Here is an 18,692-nt window from a genome sequence, read left to right as displayed (position 1 = left end):
TTAAAAATTAATTAAAATGAAACGAGCCATTCTTCTATCTTCTTTTTTATTGTCTCAATTTGGGACATCGCAAATGCTCAAAACCGACGGTCAGAAAATCGTGAACGATAAAGGTGAAAATATTCAGCTTCGAGGTTTAGGTTTGGGAGGTTGGATGTTGCAGGAAGGTTATATGCTGAAAACGGCAGATTTTGCTGGTCCTCAATATAAAATTAAAGAAAAAATTGCAGAACTTATTGGTGAACAGGGAATGGAAAATTTCTATAAAGCTTACCTTAAAAACGGTATCACAAAGCAGGATATAGATTTTTTAGCAAAGTCGGGATTTAACTCAATCCGACTTCCTATGCATTATAACCTGTATACATTACCCATCGAGAAAGAGCCTAAAAAAGGTGAGAATACTTGGTTGGAAGAGGGTTTCCGAATGACAGACGATTTGCTGAAATGGTGTAAAGACAATAAAATATATTTAATTTTAGATTTACACGCGGCTCCGGGAGGACAGGGGAATGATGTAAATATATCCGACAACGACAAATCTAAGCCGTCACTTTGGGAAAGCCAAGAAAATCAGCAGAAAACAATTGCTTTATGGAAGAAATTGGCTGAACGTTATAAAGATGAACCTTGGATTGGTGGTTATGATTTGATTAACGAACCCAACATTAATTTCACAGGAAAAAATCTAAACGGAACAGATGAACTGTCTAATGCGCCACTTTGGAAACTTCAAAAAGAAATTACAGAAGCAATCCGAACGGTAGATAAAAAGCACCTTATTTTTATTGAAGGAAACGGATGGGGAAATAATTATAATGGTTTAACACCGCTTTGGGACAATAATTTGGCTTTCAGCTTTCATAAATATTGGAACTTTAATGATGAGGCAACTTTAAAGTTTGCTTTAGATTTAAGACAAAAATATAATGCGCCAATTTGGTTGGGCGAAACAGGAGAAAACTCGAATGTGTGGTTTACAGAGTTAATTCAGTTGTTGGATAAGCATAATGTAGGATACGCATTCTGGCCAATGAAAAAAATTGATAATATTGCCGGAATCACTAATGTGAAAATCACTCCGGAATATCAAAAGCTATTAGATTACTGGCAAAAAGGAGGCGAGAAACCGTCTAAAGAATTTGCAGAAAAAGCCTTGATGAAAATTGCAGACAATTATAAATTCAGCAATGTTGAAATTAAAAGAGATGTAATTGATGCGATGTTTAGGCAAACAAAAGAGTCATCTGCAGTACCATTTAAAAACCACCAAATTCCTGGGAAAATTTTGGCTACAGAGTATGATTTAGGTAAAATTGGAGTAGCGTATTCTGATAAAGATTTTATGAATCTTTGGGTAAGTGATGCTGCAAAAAGGTCAGAATGGAACTACGGAAATCAATTAAGGAATGACGGGGTAGATATTTACAAAACCAAAGATCAACAATATTATGTTGGTAAAACTGAAGCAGGGGAATGGTTGCAATATACTCTCTATTCTAAGTCTGATAAAGCTTATATTTTAGAATTGCAATATGCTGCATTACATAAATCTAAATTGAGGATTGAAGATACCTCCGGTAAATTATTATCAACCATTGAACTTCCTGCAACGGGAGGAAACGAAATTTGGAAAACTACTGCAACAAAAGAAATTTCTCTCAAAAAAGGTGAAAATCCTATCAGAGTTTTCTTTGAAAATGATGGTGTGAATCTGAAATACTTTGAGCTGAAATAGTAAAAAAATATTAAATTGCAAATCCCTTTTAGTTTCTAAGAGGGATTTATTTTAAACCATTTGTATGAAAAAAATTAAATTATTATTTCTGTTGATTTCTGGGTTTGTTTTCGCCCAACAAACCTCTTTAGATAAGAAAATCAACATGATTGTGAAAGGCAAAAATACGACTGTTGGAATTTCGGTTTTAGGCTTAGATAGCAACTTTACGTACAGTAAAAACGCCGAAAAGAAACTTCCGATGCAGAGTGTTTTTAAATTCCATATTGCGGCAACGGTTTTGGATTTTGTAGATAAAGGTAAACTGTCTTTAGACCAAAAAATTATGCTTACACCTCAAAATTTGCTGAAAAATACGTGGTCGCCATTGCGAGAAAAATATGGTGAAGGTGGGGTAGAAATTACTTTAGCTGAAGTTTTAGAAGCTACAGTTGCAAAAAGCGACAATAATGGTTGCGATATTATGCTTAATCTTCTAGGTGGAACTGAACCTGTTCAAAAATTTATCGATTCTAAAGGAATTAAAGGCTTTCAGATAAAATTTAGTGAGGCGCAAATGCATCAAGACTGGAATGCGCAATACGAAAATTACTCAACCATGAACTCGGCAACTACGTTGTTGAAGAAATTTTATGATGGGAAACTTCTTTCAAAAAAATCTACAGATTATTTGATGAAAGTAATGCTTACAACCTCTACCGGTGTAAAAAAGTTAATCGAACAATTGCCAAAAAACACGCCTGTCGCTAGAAAAACGGGATCTTCTGGCAAAAATGATGCAGGGCTTACAGGCGCAGAAAACGAAATTGCTATCGTAACTTTACCGAATGGCAAACATTATGCAATAGCTGTATTTGTCAGCAATTCAATGGAAAGCGAAGAAACCAATTGTAAAATAGTTTCAGATATTTCTAAAGTTGTTTGGGATAATTTTAATAAGTAAAAATTTAAGCTTAATTTTAAAAACTTCAAAATGAAAAAAGTTATTGTAATATTTGGTGTTTTTAGCTCGGCGGTATTGTTTGGGCAAAAAAGCGAAGAGTTTGTAAAAATAAATTACAACAGTATCTGCTGCGGAACGCCATCAGTAGACCCAGTTATCAATTATATTGAAAACTTTAAGAAATCTAATAACACAAAAAAAGTAGAAGTGTATAAACAGCCTGGTCTTGGAAGAGAAGGTGAGTTTAGACTTTATGTGGGAGCTTCTTGTTTGCCAAAAGCAAAGAAATCAAAATTTTGGAATGGCCTAGAATCTACCATTAATGCTCAAAATAAATCTAGAAATACGGGTAGTGATGGTATGGTAGAACTTTTACTTTCTGAGCCTGTAAAAAAAGAATCTCTAAAAGAAATTAATAATTTAATACTCTATAAAAAAGAAAAATAAAATGATTAACAACATTGTAGTTATCGGTGCAGGAACCATGGGGAATGGTATTGCTCACACTTTTGCGCAAAGCGGTTTTAAAGTAAATCTTGTAGACGTTTCGCAGGAAGCTTTAGACAGAGGTTTAAAAACCATTACCACCAATCTTGACAGAATAATTGCAAAGGGAAACCTTACAGAAGAACAAAAAGCAGAAACTTTAGGAAATATCGCGACGTTTACAGATTTGAAAGATGCGGTAACCAATGCAGACCTTATTGTAGAAGCAGCGACAGAAAACCAAGATTTGAAACTGAAAATCTTTGGTCAAATGGATGCTTTTGCGCCTGAAAACTGTATTTTGGCAACCAACACTTCTTCGATTTCTATTACTAAAATTGCGGCGGCTACAAAAAGAGCAGACAAAGTAATCGGGATGCACTTTATGAATCCAGTGCCAATTATGAAGTTGGTAGAGATTATTAAAGGATATTCTACATCAAAAGAAACTTTCGATGCTATTTACGAAATGAGCAAAACTTTAGGAAAAGTGCCTGTAGAAGTAAATGATTATCCAGGTTTTGTTGCCAACAGAATTTTGATGCCGATGATTAACGAATCTATCGAAACTTTATACAACGGCGTTGCAGGAGTTGAAGAAATTGATACGGTAATGAAATTAGGAATGGCGCATCCGATGGGACCACTTCAATTGGCAGATTTTATTGGTCTTGATGTATGTTTAGCAATCTTAAACGTAATGTACGATGGTTTCAAAAACCCGAAATACGCTCCAAATCCTTTGTTGGTAAACATGGTAATGGCTGGGAAACTGGGCGTGAAATCAGGTGAAGGTTTCTACGATTACTCGGAAAGCAAAAAAGCAGAAAAAGTAGCGAAAATGTTTGCGAAATAAACTATTTTTTTAAAGTTTGATGTTTTAAATTCTCAAACTTTGAATATTAAATGATTAGTTTTATCTTTAAACCTTGAACATTAAACTTTAAACCGTTTATAGTGAAATTTAAAGGAAAAAACATTCAGATATTAATGGTCATCATTACTTTAGTGATGACCATTTTGCGTTTTTTACTCAATGAGAAAGGACGCGTAAATCCGGATTCTATTCGATACATGAGATTTGCGCATGTTTTACCGGAAATCGACAATACAATTACGCCTTTAGGCTATCCGTTTTCCATAAAATTGATTACTTTTTTGGGTACAGATGAATTTTGGGCGAGTAAAGTTGTTGGAATTTTATGCTTTCTTTTCACCATTTTCTTTGCCTGGAAAAAGAATTTTTTCTTGAAAGAATCTATCGTTATTGCCTCAATATTTAGCTTTTTGTCGATTTTTTCTTTCACGATGAGCGAAGCTTTAATTCTTCCTTTTGCTCTTTTATTTTTCTATTGTGCGCATCAAATTATTACCGGAAAAATTTCGGGTGGAAAAGCAATTTTTTATCTTTCACTTTCGTTAATTGCTTTATATAATATAAGGTATAGCTCGTTGTTTTTCGTGGGCGGAACAGGATTATTTGGATTGCTGTTTTGGCGAAAAAAATATGCGAAAACTTTTATCATTTCTGGGATTATTGGTTTCGCATTTATTGTTGCCTATAAATTTCTTTTTATCGACCGTTTTAATTCAAATTATGTAAATGAATTTTTAGAAATTGGGCTTCATCCAACCTCAAAATTGCTACTAGAATTTGTTCAGGCGATGGCAACGTCTTTTAATCCTTTCATTCACATTGCAGACCCGAATGGAGGAAAAATCAATATTGCGATTTATGGAATTGGTGTCGTAAATGTTTTGTTGATGCTGTATTTTTTTATCACAAAAAAGCATAGCGAAACTGAAAAATTCCTTTTAATAATTGGCACAAGCGGAATTGTGTGTTCCTTTTTTATACAATATTTTTACTCGATTACGCCACTTGATTATCGTTTATTGGCGCCGTTTTCTTATCCGATTTGGTTGGTGTATTTCAAAAAACTCTTTGAATTTTTTAATGTTAAAACCTATGCTTTAGGTTTTTTAAGTTTAATTTCTGGTGGTTTGTTTACTTGGCTTTCAAAAGGAGATTATCTTGAAAATAGGAAAGAGATTACTCGGTTTTTAAAGGAAGAAAATCTTGAAAATAAAAAGCTACTTTTTTACGTAAAAGATGAAGAAAATCTAGATGAAGTACAGATTGGTGAACTTATAAGCACCGTAAATTCGGATATCGACCTCACTTTCAAGGCAGAAGATACGCTGAAAAAAACTACATTAACGCAACATAAAGTTTTAGAAAAAATTCAACTCAGAAAGAATAAGTATCAATAATTTTATTATCTTTGATAAAGTTTAAACATTACAAAAAATGAAATTACCAAAGTTTTTATTAGCAGACAATTCGGAATTTCCAGAAGATCTATTCGTAGTTCATACAGAGTACCCAAGATTCATCTTAAACGTTGAGGAAGAAGAAGTTGAGTGGTTAGATGATTTGGAAGGTGATGATGAAGAATCTATGGCAGACGAAGCTACAAAAGTAGTAGAAGCTGCGTTCAAATGGTGTGATGAAGAGTTGGCTAAGTACGACGAAGAAGAGGAGGATTAAGAATTACCCTTAAAAATATAAAGCTGCCGATTGGCAGCTTTTTTTATGCTTTTATCCGTGAGCTTTTCGGAATTTGATTAAACTTAAAACAAACAATCCTAAAACACCCATCAAAAAATATCCTTCTGCAACTTCCATTTGGATTTGAGGTTTCAAAAGAGCGACCATGCCGTAACTTATGGCTGAAGTTAGAATGAAAACGGTTCCTCCGGTAAGTCCGCCTGCAATTCCGGCAGAATTTGGAAATCTTCCGATACAATACGTAAAATAATTGTTGAAAATAAAACCTGCCGTTACGTGAATTACAAATGCAAAAATCACTAAACTATAAATGGTATTCAGGAAAAACGAAGCAACAAACATTAAAATAATCAATGCCAATTGAAGAAAATTTGCCGCTCTCAATTTAGGTAAAAATGCTCTGTTGATTAATGCTTTTCCGAAAAAACCGCCCAACATCCAGGCAAAACCTAAAATAAGAGAAACGTATCCTGCAACCACTTCAGAATAACCCATTTTATGTTCGATTATAAAAGACCCGCAAAGATTAAAAAACATAATCATCGAGTAGCTTAAACCGCACATCAACATTCCGTAGAAGAAATCTTTAGCCTTAAACATCGTGTCGTATTCTTTTACTAAAAGATTGATGCTTAAATTTTTTTTCACTTTTAAGGTTTCCCCAGAAAATAGAAATTCAAAAATAAGAAGAAGTAAACTGTAACCTGCCAAAACATAAAAATTGGATTGCCAACCGAAAATTTTCTGCAAATAACCTCCAATAAACGGCGCAATAATAGGACCAACCGACCAAACAATCGTCATAATACTGAGGTAATGTTTTCGTTCTTCACCTTCGTAAACGTCTACAAAAAATGCTCTTTTTGCAACTACCGCAAAACCGGATAAAATTCCTTGAAGAATTCGCATGGCATAAACCACCCAAATATTTTCCGTTGAAGCAGTTATCATAAACGAAATCACAAAAAGAACCAGAGAAATAAGTGTAATTTTGTATCTTCCAAAAGAATCTACAATGCTTCCTGCAACAAATTGCGTAAGACCATAGCTTATTAAAAATAAAGAAAGTGTAAGCTGAATGCTACTTTCCGGTAGATGAAGGTCTTTTGCCATACTTGGCATACTCGGTAAATAAATATCGGTTGCTAAACCCGACATTGGTATCATAGCGAAAGCCAAAATGGTAGCAATAAATTTGTTCTTTTCTGTAAGCATCAACATTATAATTAGCCCGCAAAATTCAGCATTTTTTCTTCATTAAAGAAATATGTTAACAAGTATTCATCAATAGCTTTAATGTGTATTATGAATGAAAATCTTTGTTAAATATTCAGATAAATATAAAATGCAGTGAATATAATTTGTAACTTTAAACAGCATAAAATGTTTTTCGTTACTGAAAACTTATCGGAGTCTAACTAAAAATCTTCAGAATTATGGATACTGTACAATTCAAAATATCAGATTATCAGGATGAGCTTCAAATGTTTAAAGATGGGGAAAAAGTAGGGTATATGTCTATTTCTGTGGATGGAAGGCTCATTGATGTATATTACACAAAAATAAACCCCGACCTTGAAGGGCAGGGTTATGCTAAATTGCTTTTAGATGAGTTGGTACGCATTGCAGAAGAAAAAGATTATATGATTGACCCTGAATGCGATTTTGTTCGTCAACAATTAGAAAATCATCCTAAACGTTATAAAGGAATTTGGCACGAATAGCTTATTCCCACCAGTTTTCAAACACTTTGTTTTCTTTATCTAGATACAAAACTTCTCCAATTTTTGGGGTGAGTACAGGTAGATTTTTATCTTTTCCCGAAGCTGCAATTTTTTCTAAAGGTTCAGTCCAAGAGTGCAAAGCAAGAGCAAATTTTGCACTGTGAACTGGGATAATATTTTTTACACCCAAATCTTCCGATGCTTTTATAACATCTTCTGGAAGTGCATGGATATATTTCCAAGCTTCGTTGTATTGCCCATTTTCCATAATTGCAAAATCGAAGGGACCATGTTCTTCACCGATGGTTTTAAAATGCGTGTCGTAACCGCTGTCTCCACCTAAAAAGAGTTTCTTATCCGGACTTTCTAGAACAAAAGAAGACCAAAGTGTTGTATTTCTTTTGAATTTTCTTCCAGAAAAATGTCTTGCTGGAGTAAACGTAATTTTAAGATTATTTTTAAGGTTAAAACTTCCGCCCCAATCTTCTTCCAGAAGTTGTTCTTCGGCATATCCCCATTTTTCGAGATGCGCACCAACGCCAAGCGGTAGAATTACTTGTTTTACTTTGGGTTTTAAAGCTTTTACAGTGGGATAATCCAAATGGTCGTAATGGTCGTGACTAATGATAAGGTAATCAATTTCGGGCATCATTTCGGGTGCGTAAAAATCTGCACCTGAAAAAGTTTTGTTGAAAATCTTTACCGGTGAACCAAATTTGCTGAAAACGGGGTCTATCAAAAAGCTCACTCCATTCAGTCGAATAAAATAAGAGGAATGCCCAAACCAAACAAAAATATTTTCGTCTTTATTTAAATTTTTAAGGTCGGTTTTTACAAATGGGATGTCTTTTTTAGGCTTCAAATCAGGATTTTTTTTACCAAAAAGAAAATTGAACATCACTTTCGGCATATTTTGTCCTTCTGCAAGTTGCGGCGTTTCGCTTAAGTTTTGAAATTGTCCGTTTTTATAATTTTTAGACATCAGCATTCTGGCTTTTCTTTTTCCTTCGGCTTCGGCTCCAAAAACATCTTTTGAAAGGAAATATGAAGTAAAACCTCCTGCTGCAGCTAATATGGCGATTGCGTATAACATTTTTTCTGTGTAAGATTTGAGTTTTAATTTTTTAAATCTAAGATTAATAACGATTCAACTAGGGAAATTCCTTTAAAATTTACAAAAGTTTTTTATTTTTAGTTTTTAAAAACCATTCACCTTGAAAAAATTAAGCGCAATTTTTATTTTACTCCTCATCTTTTCGTGCAATTCTGTAGAGAAATATAACCGACAAAGAGTAACGAAACTTCCACCAGAAGAATTGAAAAAAGATGTAGATTTCGCCTATAAAAAATTAAAAGAACTACATCCAAAACTTTTTTGGTATATCTCAGAAAAAGAACTTTCGCATCAATTTGATAGTTTAAAAACCACCATCACAGATTCTCTTTCGCCTGTTGATTTTTATTTTAAAATTCAGCCTGTTATTGCGAATGTTAAAGAAGGGCATCTTGCGGTGAGAATTCCGGCGAGAAGATACAGCAAGAAAGAAATTAAAGGCATGAAGGATAAAAAACCTCTTTTCACAAGATTTGAGTATTATATCGAAAACGAAAAGTTGTATGTTTCTGCCAATAAAGATTCTTTAGATGGCGTTTTGCCAGGAACCGAAGTACTTTCTGTAAACGGAGTTTCTGTAGATTCTTACATGAAAAAATACAGAAAACTGATTAGCAGTGATGGTGTAAATACTACATTTTATCCTTATTATCTGAAGGATTCTTTTTGGGGTCTATATTCTGCAGAAAACGGATTTTTAGACAGTGCCAATGTTGAGATGAAATACCAAGACACAATAAAAACTGTTCATTTGAGCAGAAAATCAAAATCTGAGGAAGATAAAGCGAAAGAAAAGGAAAACAAAAAAAGAAGTACAGAAAAACGAACCAACGATTATGTTGCCGCAACAGACTCTTACAACAGAAGTTTTAAATATTTAGATAAAGACAGCACGATTGCTTATATTAAAGTAAAAAGTTTTTCAAAATCTTTTTCTAAGCGTTTTTATAAGGAAACTTTTCAGAAAATTAAAGATAAAAAACCATCGTATTTGGTGATTGATGTGAGAGAAAATTATGGAGGTTCGCTTTCTGAGATTAATGATTTGTATTCTTACATCGCAAAAGAGCCTTTTACTTTGATTAAAAAACCTGAATTAACTTCAAAATCAAGCCCGTTAAAGACAAATTATTTCAAAAAATCGAATCCTGTAGCTTTTACCATTAAAACTGTAATGTATCCATTTTACTTTTTCAGACAAGCTTTTATTGCTAAAAAAGGGGACGATGGGAAAATCTATTATAAAACCAGAGAAAGCAAGGTGACGAAACCCAAAGAAAATGCCTTCAACGGAAAAGTATATGTTTTGATTAATGGCGGAAGTTTCTCTGCTTCGTCAATTATCACGTCAAAGATTAAAAACGACCAAATTGCTGTTTTGGTAGGTGAAGAAACTGGCGGAGCAAATGACGGAACCGTTGCCGGAATTTATTCGTACCAAGTTCTTCCCAATTCGAAACTTCAGCTTCCTATTGGTTTGATGTTGGTAGAGCCGAATATTAATTTTACGAATACGAAAAAAGGAGTGGTTCCGAATGTTGAAATGCTCAATTCTTTGGATGATGTTTTGGAGAAAAAAGATGTACAAATTGAATGGGTAAAAACCGATATTGAAAAGCAAAAACAAAGTAGTTCTTTATAAAGATTTCGGCGAGCCAAAGGCTCGCCGAAACTATTTCCATTATCTTTTCAGTTCTTCAACCAGAAGTTTTATTTTGTCAATATGTTTTCCGTAAAACTTTTGAAACCACCATTTTCCAATCGCAAACAGTGCAAAAATTCCGAAAACAACCGTGATTATTGAGGTTGATGCAATTTGCAAGTTCGTAAGCGGAACTTTTCTTGGGATAAACTCTAAAACAATAATCATTTCGCACACCAAAAACGGAATAAAAGAGACATAAAACGAAAGATAATACTGCTTGTTGAGTTCAAACTGATGAAGAAGGTCTTTCAAACCGTCATACGTATTGAGTTCTGGGTTGCTCATTTCTTTATACAGTTTAAAAAATTTACTAAAGAAAAAAGCAGTGACAAACATCATTGAAACCACAAGAAGGTCGATGTAAAAATTAAACTTAAACGGAGCCGGACTTATCGCCATCACGATAAACGCAAAAATGAAAATTCCTACCGTGTACCAAAATTCCATGCGCATATTCTTTCGCATACTTTCGAGCGGAAGATGAAGAGAATTTCTTTGTTCTGCATTTATTTCAGGAATGTTTTCGAGATTTTCTTCATTCCAAGTGTTTTTTAGATCGTCGATATTCATGATGTTTATTTTAATGTTACGAGTTTTGAGATACGAGTTTCGATGGATGATGATTTGGAATCGAATGAAGTCTTCAACTCGAATCTCGCATCACTTCTCAGTTAAGTATTCAAAATCTCTTTCAATTTATTTTTTGCCCTGTTCATTTTTACTCTTACGTTTCCTTCGGAAATTCCCATTTGCTCTGCAATTTTTTTTCCAGAAAAATCTTCGAGGTAATAAAAAATAAAAGCTTTATCAATTGCATTAAGTTGATTAATTGCGCTGTACATTTTGTTTAATTTTTCTTCTTTTTCGAGGTCGTATTCGTCTTGCTCAATTTTATAATTGGTAAAATCTGAATTATTGATGAAATTTCTTTTCTTTTCAGTTTTTAGAAATACAATCGCCGTATTTAGGGCAATTCTGTATAACCAGGTCGAAAATTCAGATTCTCCTCTAAATTTTGGAAATGCCTTCCAAACTTGAAAAATTATTTCTTGAAAAAGATCGTCGCGGTCTTCAGAGTTGTCCATATACATTTTAGAAATCTTGTAAATGATTCCTTTATGTTGTTCGATTTTCTCTAGAAACTCTTTTTCGTAGCTCATTTTTTTGTACTCTGAAAAGTTAGTAGTCGGATGTAAAAAATGTTACAATTAAATATTGAAAATAAATCTGTATTTAAATATTCCATTAATTTTTTTATCTGATTGTATTTCTATAAAATTTGCATTTGTGGCTTGTTATTTGATTGAATATCAAATATATTGAAATAATTTTTTTAAAGGTTTACAACTTCAAATTAAACATTTATATATGCGTGATTCGGGCGACCCAAAGGGTCGCCCGAATCTATTTTACCTAAAAAATTATCTAAATATTATCCTTTAAAACAAATAATCTGTACTTAAGAAATTAGAATCGTGGTCTCTTACAATGGTATTCAGAAGATTTTTGTTTGATTCTGTATATTTTGCAGCAACCAAAGAACGAATTGAAAACGAACGGAGCGCATCAAATACAGAAAGCGTACCTTCTGCACTGTCTTTTCTTCCTGTAAACGGGAAAACATCCGGACCTCGTTGCGCCTGACAATTTATGTTTACTCTGCTTACCAAATTCACAAACGGGTCTATTAATTTTGAAACTTCTACCGCATCTTCACTGAAAATACTTACCTGCATCCCGTGTGAAGCGTTTACTTGATAATCAATAGGTTCATCTATATTTTCGAAAGGAACAACCGGAATTACAGGCCCGAACTGCTCTTCGTGATATAGTTTCATTTCAGGATTTACTGGGTAAACAACGGCAGGAAATACAAAAGATTCATCAGTAAAACCTCCGTTTTCGTTCAAAACTTTTGCGCCTTTTTGTTTGGCATCTTCAATACATTCTTTTAAATAAGAAGGTTTATTGAGCTCCGGAAGTGGTGTTATTTTTACCTCTTTTTCCCACGGCAAGCCGGGTTTCATTTTACTAACAGCTTCGCTTAATTTTTTGGTAAACTCTTCCGCAACATCTTTCTGAACGAAAATTAATTTCAAAGCGGTGCATCTTTGTCCGTTAAACGAAAGTGCGCCGAGTAAACATTCGCTTACTGCAACATCTAGGTTTGCGTTTTTAGTGACGATGGCTGCATTTTTAGCATCAAGACTTAAAATTGCTCTTAAACGATTGACTTTCGGGTGTAGTTTTTTCAAACCGTTTGCCACTTTACTGGAACCAATGAAGGCTAAAACATTCACTTTTCCGCTTTCCATAATTGGGGTGATAATTTCTGAACCTTTTCCGTACAAAGTATTCACGGTTCCTTTTGGGAAAGATTCTTGGAATGCTTTTAACAAAGGATAATGTGCTAAAACACCATGTTTTGGAAGTTTAAACAAAATAGTATTTCCCATAATTAAAGCTGGGATAAGTGTGGTGAAAATTTCATTCAAAGGATAATTGAATGGTCCCATACTTAAAATAACGCCTAAAGGAGCTCTTCTAATTTGCGCAATCGTACCTTCTGCCTGTTGAAATCGAGAAGATTCTCTGTCTAAATCTTTCAGTGCGTCGATGGTTTGATTGATGTAATCTACCGTTCTATCGAATTCTTTGGTAGAATCGGGGAGTGTTTTTCCGATTTCCCACATCAAAAGTTTAATGATGATTTCGCGCTGCTTAATCATTAAATATACAAATTTTTGCATACACTTTATACGACCTTCTACAGACATTGTTGGCCATTCTCCCAAACCATTGTCGTAGGCTTTTACGGAGGCTTCGAGAACTTCCATAGCTTCTTTTACTCCTAAATTGGGGATGCTTCCAAGAAGTTTTCTCTCTAAACCATTTTCGGTGGCGATGCAAACAGGGGAGTAGATATTTTGGGTTTCTCCGTTCCAGGGAACTAATTCGCCATTGAGGAGATATTCTCTTTGATGGATTTCATCGATTTTAAATTCTGTGGGAATGTCATTTTCATGTTTAAAAATTTCTCCAAACGGAGAATGGTTTACTGAACTCATAAATTTTGTATTTTAATAGTTTTGGTCTTTGAGAGAATAAATTTAGTTTGAAAAATTGATTTTCACGACTACTTTCCCATAGATTTATTCTATTTTCAGAAGGTTTTTTGTGGGATTGCACTTTAAGAATTATTTAACCTTTACGGCAGAGAAAATCGTTAAGATTTGATTAAATTTGAGCAAACAATTAAAAAATAAATTATGTCTACAACTATTACTTTAAAAGGAAACGAAGTACACACCATAGGAACTCTTCCACACGTAGGTTTTACCGTAAGAGATTTTGCTTTGGTAGATGCTGCTTTAAACGTAAAAACACTTGAGAATTTTGCAGGTAAAAGAAAGGTTTTCAATATTTTCCCAAGTATCGATACGCCAACTTGTGCGTCTTCTGCAAGAAAGTTTAATGAAGAAGCTTCTGCATTAGAAAACACAGTAGTAATCAACGTTTCTAAAGATTTGCCATTTGCTTTGGGTAGATTTTGTGCAGCTGAAGGATTGAATAACGTAGAAACTCTTTCAGATTTCAGAGGTTCTTTTGGTGATGACTACGAAGTAACGATTACAGATTCTCCTTTAAAAGGCCTTTTGAGCCGTGCTGTAATTGTAACAGACGAAAATGATAAAGTAGTTTATACTGAGCAAGTAGCAGAAATTGCAGACGAGCCAAATTATGAAGCGGCTTTAGCTGCTTTAAAATAAGCAAGTTTTATAGATAATATGTAAATCATCCTGTTTTATAGGATGATTTTTTTATTTTTGTACATCACACTAATGACCTAAATCTTAAACATTGAAAAGAAATATACTCCTCACGTTCCTTTTTTTCTTTATTTGGCAAATCTCTTGTTTTGCCCAAAATTCTTTGCTGAAGCCACAAGTTTTAACTGAAAAGGAAATTCAAGAAAGTGTTCCATTAAAAGGAGATGCTAAGTTTTTTGAAGGCGACAATCCTGCTTTTTCTTCTCCAGATTTTGATGATTCTTCTTGGAAGTACATGAATTTTAATGTCAAAGAATCTTATAAAAAAAATCAAACATATTGGATTAGATATTACTTTACAATTGATTCTGCATCGGTAAATAAGCCTCTTTGTTTCAGAATATCTCAAATGGGAGCTTCAGAAATTTTCCTGAATGGTAAAAAAATAGAAACCGTAGGAAAAGGAGATTTGGATATGTATTTTGTGAAACAACTCAATAACTATTAAATGAAGAAAAACATATATCATCAAATTGTAATTTGTTTTTTGTTTCTACAGTCTTTTGTTAACGCACAAGTAAGTAGAGATAGTGCGATTTCCATTCGTATAAACAAAGAAGATGTTTCTACTAGGATCGATTGGATTAGTACGGATCAGGATAGTTTGGCTTTTGCAAAACCAGATTATAATGATAAAAATTGGAAAAAGTTTCAATTTTCTTTTCTTAAAAATAGTTCTGAAAAAGTTTATTGGCTTAGAAGTTACATAAAAGTTGATAGCCATCTTATCAATCAACCCTTACAGATTGATGTGATGCAATTAGGAGCAAGTGAGATTTATTTGGATGGAAAAAGAATTGCGACTATCGGTGAGATTTCTAACAATAAAGTCAAAAAATTTGCAATCAAAAAGAAGGAACCAATTTTGGTTTCATTTAATGATACTAAGGTACATGTTTTAGCCATTCGCGTTTTTGCATTGCCACTTTCGGAAAATGAAATGAATTTTACGAATGGATTTATGAGTGGAGTTGGTTCAAAACTGGTTGAAGCAAATGTGCTTCCTGCGGATGTTTACTTCAATAAAACATTAGAAAAAGCTAAAAATTTTTATCGTTATACGATGTTAATCAGCGGTTTTTTTCTAGCACTTTCTTTTATTCATTTTTTGCTTTTTGCATTTTACAGAAAAGCTACTTATAATCTTTTTTTTGCGTTTTACAATTTATCTATCAGTTATTTAACCTATCAAGTTTTACAATCTTATGAATTAGAAGATCCAAGATTACTTTCAGAACATACTTTTAAGTTTATTTTGGGATTGTCTGTTTTTAGTGTTGCACTTTCAGGGTTTATTAATACACTTTTTGCAAAACGAAAACTAAGGTTTAAAATTATATTTGGTTTTGCAATTATAACAGTAATTTCCTATTATTTTTCAATAGCACTATCTATATCGTTGCTCAGTTTTTTACTGTTTTTTGTAATTTTAGAATCCTTTATTGTCATACTTATTGCAATGATTCGCAAAGAAAAATCAGCATTTATTGTTGGGGGTGGCATTTTAACTTTTATTGCATATACAATTATAGCAATCATTACCTCAATATATGATTTTGGCTTCCAAGGTTATCATTTAGATAAAGGATTACTGTCGATGGTTGTACTTATTAGTTTTCCATTGTCTATTTCAGCGTATTTAGCTTGGCAATATTCATTAACAAATTTAAGCTTGAAACAACAGCTCGACGAAGTAAACCGCCTTTCTGATATTAATTTAAAACAAGAACAAGAGAAACAGCAGATTCTTCAAGATCAAAACGATTTGCTTGAAAAACAGGTTGATGAACGTACTTTTGAGCTTCAAAAAGAGAAAGAAAAAACCGAAAATCTATTACTTAACATTCTTCCGCATGAAGTGGCGGAAGAATTAAAAGAAAACGGAAGTTCTGAAGCCAAATATTATGATGAAGTAACGGTTTTATTTACTGATTTTGTTAATTTTACCCAAAGCTCAGAAAAAATGGGCGCCGAGAAAATGCTCATCGAATTGAATGAATGTTTCACCGCTTTCGATTTAATTATGGAAAAACATGGTTTAGAAAAAATAAAAACCATTGGTGATGCCTATCTCGCCGTTTGCGGATTGCCGGTAAAGAATGAATGTCATGCCTACAAAACGGTTTTGGTGGCTTTAGATATCATCGATTTTATTGAAGAGAGAAAGAAAATTAACGCCAATACATTAGATATCAGAATTGGAATTAATTCTGGGTCGTTAATTGCGGGAATTGTCGGGGTGAAGAAATTTGCTTACGATATTTGGGGCGATACCGTAAACACGGCGGCAAGAATGGAGCAAAACAGTAAAAGAGGGAAAATAAATATATCAGAATCTACTTATCAATTGGTGAAAGATAAAATTGTTTGCGAGTACCGCGGGAAAATTCATACCAAAGGAAAAGGCGATATGGATATGTATTTTGCAATTGAAATTAAAAAGGATTAACCACAAAAGCCACAAAAGTTATTAAGTACGATAATTTAAAATAAAAGTTTGTAAACTTTTTTAAACACATGAGTTATTTAAGATTTAGATAAAACTTGAAAATATTTTAGAACATATTAGAGAAAATCAAAGATTTTCAAAATTTATGTGCTCTAAAATACATGCAGAGAATTAGACTAAAAAACTTATGTGACTTTGTGGTTAAAAAATCTTTATTTGTAATATGGAATACGAAAAATTAAAAAAAATAATTCTCAACAGACTCAAGGAAAACCTTCCTGAGCATCTGTCTTATCACAGCGTAATGCACGTAAAAGACGTTATAGAAGCAGTTCAAGAAATTGGTGCTGCTGAAAATGTGAGTGATGAAGATATGGTTTTGCTCAAAACTGCAGCTTTGTTTCATGATACAGGTTTTTTGTTCGGGTCTAAAAATCATGAAGAAAAATCTTGCGAAATTGCAGGAGAATATCTTTTGGATTACGGATATACAAAACAACAACTCGAGAAAATTAACGGAATGATTATGGCAACTAAAATTCCACAAATGCCTAAAAATAAATTGGAAGAAATTGTTGCTGATGCCGATTTAGATTATCTTGGGCGAGACGATTTTTTTGTAATTGGAGATAAACTTTTCGAAGAACTTTCCATGTTCGGAATCGTAAATTCTGAAAGAGATTGGAATCTTTTACAAGAAAAATTCTTAGAAAGTCATCATTATTTCACCCAAACTTCTATCGAAAATCGAAAAGAGAAAAAACAAAAAAATCTCGACATTATTAAATCTAAACTAAAAAACGACTAATCATTTTATGAGCTCTTCAACTAAACATGGCCCGCTTTTTACCCTTTCAGATATTATTTATCTCGTTTTAGGGGTTATTTCTGCGAGTTTTGCATTAAAATCTTTTCTGGTTCCCAATCACTTTTTAGATGGCGGAGTTACCGGTATTTCACTATTGCTTCACGAAGTGTATCATTGGAATTTAGGCGTGGTTTTATTGGTTTTAAATATTCCTTTCATCATTTTGGCGTATTTTCAGATTGGGAAACATTTCGCCATAAGAAGCAGTCTTACGATTCTTTTAATTGCCATTACGATGTATTTTGTGCCTTTTCCAGAGCTTACTCACGACAAGCTTTTGGTGGCAATGTTTGGTGGTTTTTTCCTCGGAATTGGGATTGGTCTTTCGATGCGTGGTGGCGGAACTTTCGATGGAATGGAAGTTTTGGCATTACTTACGTTCAAGAAAAGTAGTTTTAGCATTACTGAAATTATTTTAGGGATGAACATCATTATCTTCATCATTGCAGCAGTATTTTTAAATGTTGAAACGGCTTTGTATGCGATTATGACGTATTTGGTGGCAAGTCAGATTACAAAATATGTGATTGAAGGAATTGAAGCATACACTGGCGTTACCATTGTTTCCGGAAACAGTGAAGAAATAAAAAAAGCTTTGGTATTAACCATGAATAAAGGGATTACCGTTTACAGAGGCGAAAGAGGTTTCATGAAAGAATCTTTTGAGCAAAGCCAAGACGCCGATATTATTTTTACCATTGTTACCAGATTGGAAGTTAGAAAACTACAAAATATTGTACGTTCTATCGACCCGAAAGCTTTCATTTTCACCCAAACCGTGAGAGAACCACAAGGTGGAATTGTAAAAGAAATTGTAAAGCATTAATTATAAATTGTAAAAAATCTAAATATTTGCTTTTACATTTTAAAGCCAATTTTTGCTATAAAAATATTCAAAGCCTTGTGGAAATTTTTCGCAAGGCTTTATTATTGAATTTGGTTAAAAAAAAATTGAATAAAATCAATAGAGTTGGGCTTTAGCCCGACTACAAAATGGCAGTATCAAAAAGGCAGTCAAAATGATAAAAATGCAAAAAGGTGAAACAAGCTTGTTTGTATTCAGTGTAAATTTACAGAAAGGCAAAACAGGGTTGTTTGTATTCAATGTAAACTTGCAGAAAGGTAAAACAGGGTTGTTTGTATTCAAATACAATTTTATTTTAGTTAAAAGAATACTAGCTCTTCAATATTTTGTTTGGAAATCAATATTTCAAATTGACATCGGAAACGGAGGCGTTGAAAAATTTTGAAAAGATTCCGTTA

18 protein-coding genes are annotated in these 18,692 nt (G+C 33.2%); 13 read left to right on the top strand and 5 right to left on the bottom strand.

Annotated elements, in window-relative coordinates; genetic code table 11:
- Nucleotides 1-16: 16 nt before the first annotated feature.
- The 6 genes from AC2A1D_RS01965 (at nt 17) to AC2A1D_RS01940 (ending at nt 5,718) form a co-directional block, all read left to right on the top strand.
- A complete protein-coding gene (locus AC2A1D_RS01965; protein WP_484041985.1) occupies nt 17-1,738 on the top strand; it encodes a cellulase family glycosylhydrolase in 1,722 nt (573 codons plus the stop codon).
- A 64-nt stretch (nt 1,739-1,802) separates the two neighbouring features.
- On the top strand, nt 1,803-2,681 hold the full coding sequence (bla-A, locus tag AC2A1D_RS01960) for a CGA/CIA family class A beta-lactamase (RefSeq protein WP_484041984.1): 879 nt from the start codon (nt 1,803-1,805) through the stop codon (nt 2,679-2,681).
- 30 nt (nt 2,682-2,711) lie between these two features.
- Nucleotides 2,712-3,128 (top strand): hypothetical protein, encoded by a 417-nt coding sequence (locus tag AC2A1D_RS01955; RefSeq protein WP_484041983.1) that lies wholly within the window; start codon nt 2,712-2,714, stop codon nt 3,126-3,128.
- 4 nt (nt 3,129-3,132) lie between these two features.
- Nucleotides 3,133-4,023: a 3-hydroxybutyryl-CoA dehydrogenase gene (locus tag AC2A1D_RS01950; RefSeq protein ID WP_484042326.1), complete on the top strand. Its 891-nt coding sequence runs from the start codon at nt 3,133-3,135 to the stop codon at nt 4,021-4,023.
- Between the two features lie 101 nt (nt 4,024-4,124).
- A complete protein-coding gene (locus AC2A1D_RS01945) occupies nt 4,125-5,441 on the top strand; it encodes a hypothetical protein (RefSeq protein WP_484041982.1) in 1,317 nt (438 codons plus the stop codon).
- A gap of 37 nt (nt 5,442-5,478) precedes the next feature.
- On the top strand, nt 5,479-5,718 hold the full coding sequence (locus AC2A1D_RS01940) for a hypothetical protein (protein WP_056032111.1): 240 nt from the start codon (nt 5,479-5,481) through the stop codon (nt 5,716-5,718).
- 51 nt (nt 5,719-5,769) lie between these two features.
- On the opposite strand, the gene AC2A1D_RS01935 is transcribed toward AC2A1D_RS01940, so the two are convergent.
- The gene (locus AC2A1D_RS01935; protein WP_484041981.1) at nt 5,770-6,954 is read right to left on the bottom strand and encodes an MFS transporter; all 1,185 of its coding nucleotides are present in this window, start codon (nt 6,952-6,954) and stop codon (nt 5,770-5,772) included.
- A 221-nt stretch (nt 6,955-7,175) separates the two neighbouring features.
- Here AC2A1D_RS01935 and AC2A1D_RS01930 point away from each other — a divergent pair, with 221 nt between their 5' ends.
- Nucleotides 7,176-7,463: a GNAT family N-acetyltransferase gene (locus AC2A1D_RS01930; RefSeq protein WP_484041980.1), complete on the top strand. Its 288-nt coding sequence runs from the start codon at nt 7,176-7,178 to the stop codon at nt 7,461-7,463.
- Nucleotide 7,464: 1 nt separating this feature from the next.
- Here the strand turns inward: AC2A1D_RS01930 and AC2A1D_RS01925 are convergent, their stop codons facing one another.
- Nucleotides 7,465-8,556 carry an MBL fold metallo-hydrolase gene (locus AC2A1D_RS01925; protein ID WP_484041979.1) on the bottom strand — a complete coding sequence of 364 codons (1,092 nt, stop codon included), beginning with the start codon at nt 8,554-8,556 and terminating at the stop codon, nt 7,465-7,467.
- A 121-nt stretch (nt 8,557-8,677) separates the two neighbouring features.
- Between AC2A1D_RS01925 and AC2A1D_RS01920 the strand changes: the two genes are divergently transcribed.
- The gene (locus AC2A1D_RS01920) at nt 8,678-10,219 is read left to right on the top strand and encodes a S41 family peptidase (protein WP_484041978.1); all 1,542 of its coding nucleotides are present in this window, start codon (nt 8,678-8,680) and stop codon (nt 10,217-10,219) included.
- A gap of 39 nt (nt 10,220-10,258) precedes the next feature.
- Here AC2A1D_RS01920 and AC2A1D_RS01915 read toward each other — a convergent pair whose 3' ends face one another.
- The 3 genes from AC2A1D_RS01915 to AC2A1D_RS01905 all read right to left on the bottom strand — a co-directional run bounded on the left by AC2A1D_RS01915 (nt 10,259) and on the right by AC2A1D_RS01905 (nt 13,350).
- Entirely contained in the window at nt 10,259-10,852 is a 594-nt protein-coding gene (locus AC2A1D_RS01915) for a hypothetical protein (RefSeq protein ID WP_484041977.1), read from the bottom strand.
- 101 nt (nt 10,853-10,953) lie between these two features.
- Complete coding sequence (locus AC2A1D_RS01910; RefSeq protein ID WP_484041976.1) at nt 10,954-11,442, bottom strand: RNA polymerase sigma factor; 489 nt, start codon at nt 11,440-11,442, stop codon at nt 10,954-10,956.
- A gap of 279 nt (nt 11,443-11,721) precedes the next feature.
- Nucleotides 11,722-13,350, bottom strand: a complete 1,629-nt coding sequence (locus AC2A1D_RS01905; protein WP_484041975.1) for an NADP-dependent glyceraldehyde-3-phosphate dehydrogenase — start codon at nt 13,348-13,350, stop codon at nt 11,722-11,724.
- Nucleotides 13,351-13,551: 201 nt separating this feature from the next.
- On the opposite strand from AC2A1D_RS01905, the gene tpx reads away from it, so the two are divergent.
- From tpx to AC2A1D_RS01880, 5 genes are all read left to right on the top strand, one after another.
- Nucleotides 13,552-14,052, top strand: coding sequence for a thiol peroxidase (tpx, locus tag AC2A1D_RS01900; protein WP_484041974.1), 501 nt, complete (start codon nt 13,552-13,554; stop codon nt 14,050-14,052).
- A 91-nt stretch (nt 14,053-14,143) separates the two neighbouring features.
- On the top strand, nt 14,144-14,560 hold the full coding sequence (locus AC2A1D_RS01895) for a hypothetical protein (protein WP_484041973.1): 417 nt from the start codon (nt 14,144-14,146) through the stop codon (nt 14,558-14,560).
- Complete coding sequence (locus AC2A1D_RS01890; protein WP_484041972.1) at nt 14,561-16,561, top strand: adenylate/guanylate cyclase domain-containing protein; 2,001 nt, start codon at nt 14,561-14,563, stop codon at nt 16,559-16,561.
- 223 nt (nt 16,562-16,784) lie between these two features.
- Entirely contained in the window at nt 16,785-17,369 is a 585-nt protein-coding gene (locus tag AC2A1D_RS01885; protein ID WP_484041971.1) for an HD domain-containing protein, read from the top strand.
- A gap of 7 nt (nt 17,370-17,376) precedes the next feature.
- Nucleotides 17,377-18,255 (top strand): YitT family protein, encoded by an 879-nt coding sequence (locus tag AC2A1D_RS01880; protein ID WP_484041970.1) that lies wholly within the window; start codon nt 17,377-17,379, stop codon nt 18,253-18,255.
- Nucleotides 18,256-18,692: the final 437 nt, after the last annotated feature.

The organism is Chryseobacterium sp. HNCC26DJ239 (assembly GCF_057180445.1).
The sequence above is the reverse complement of the archived record's forward strand: the minus strand, read 5'-3'. Positions and strand labels throughout refer to the sequence as shown.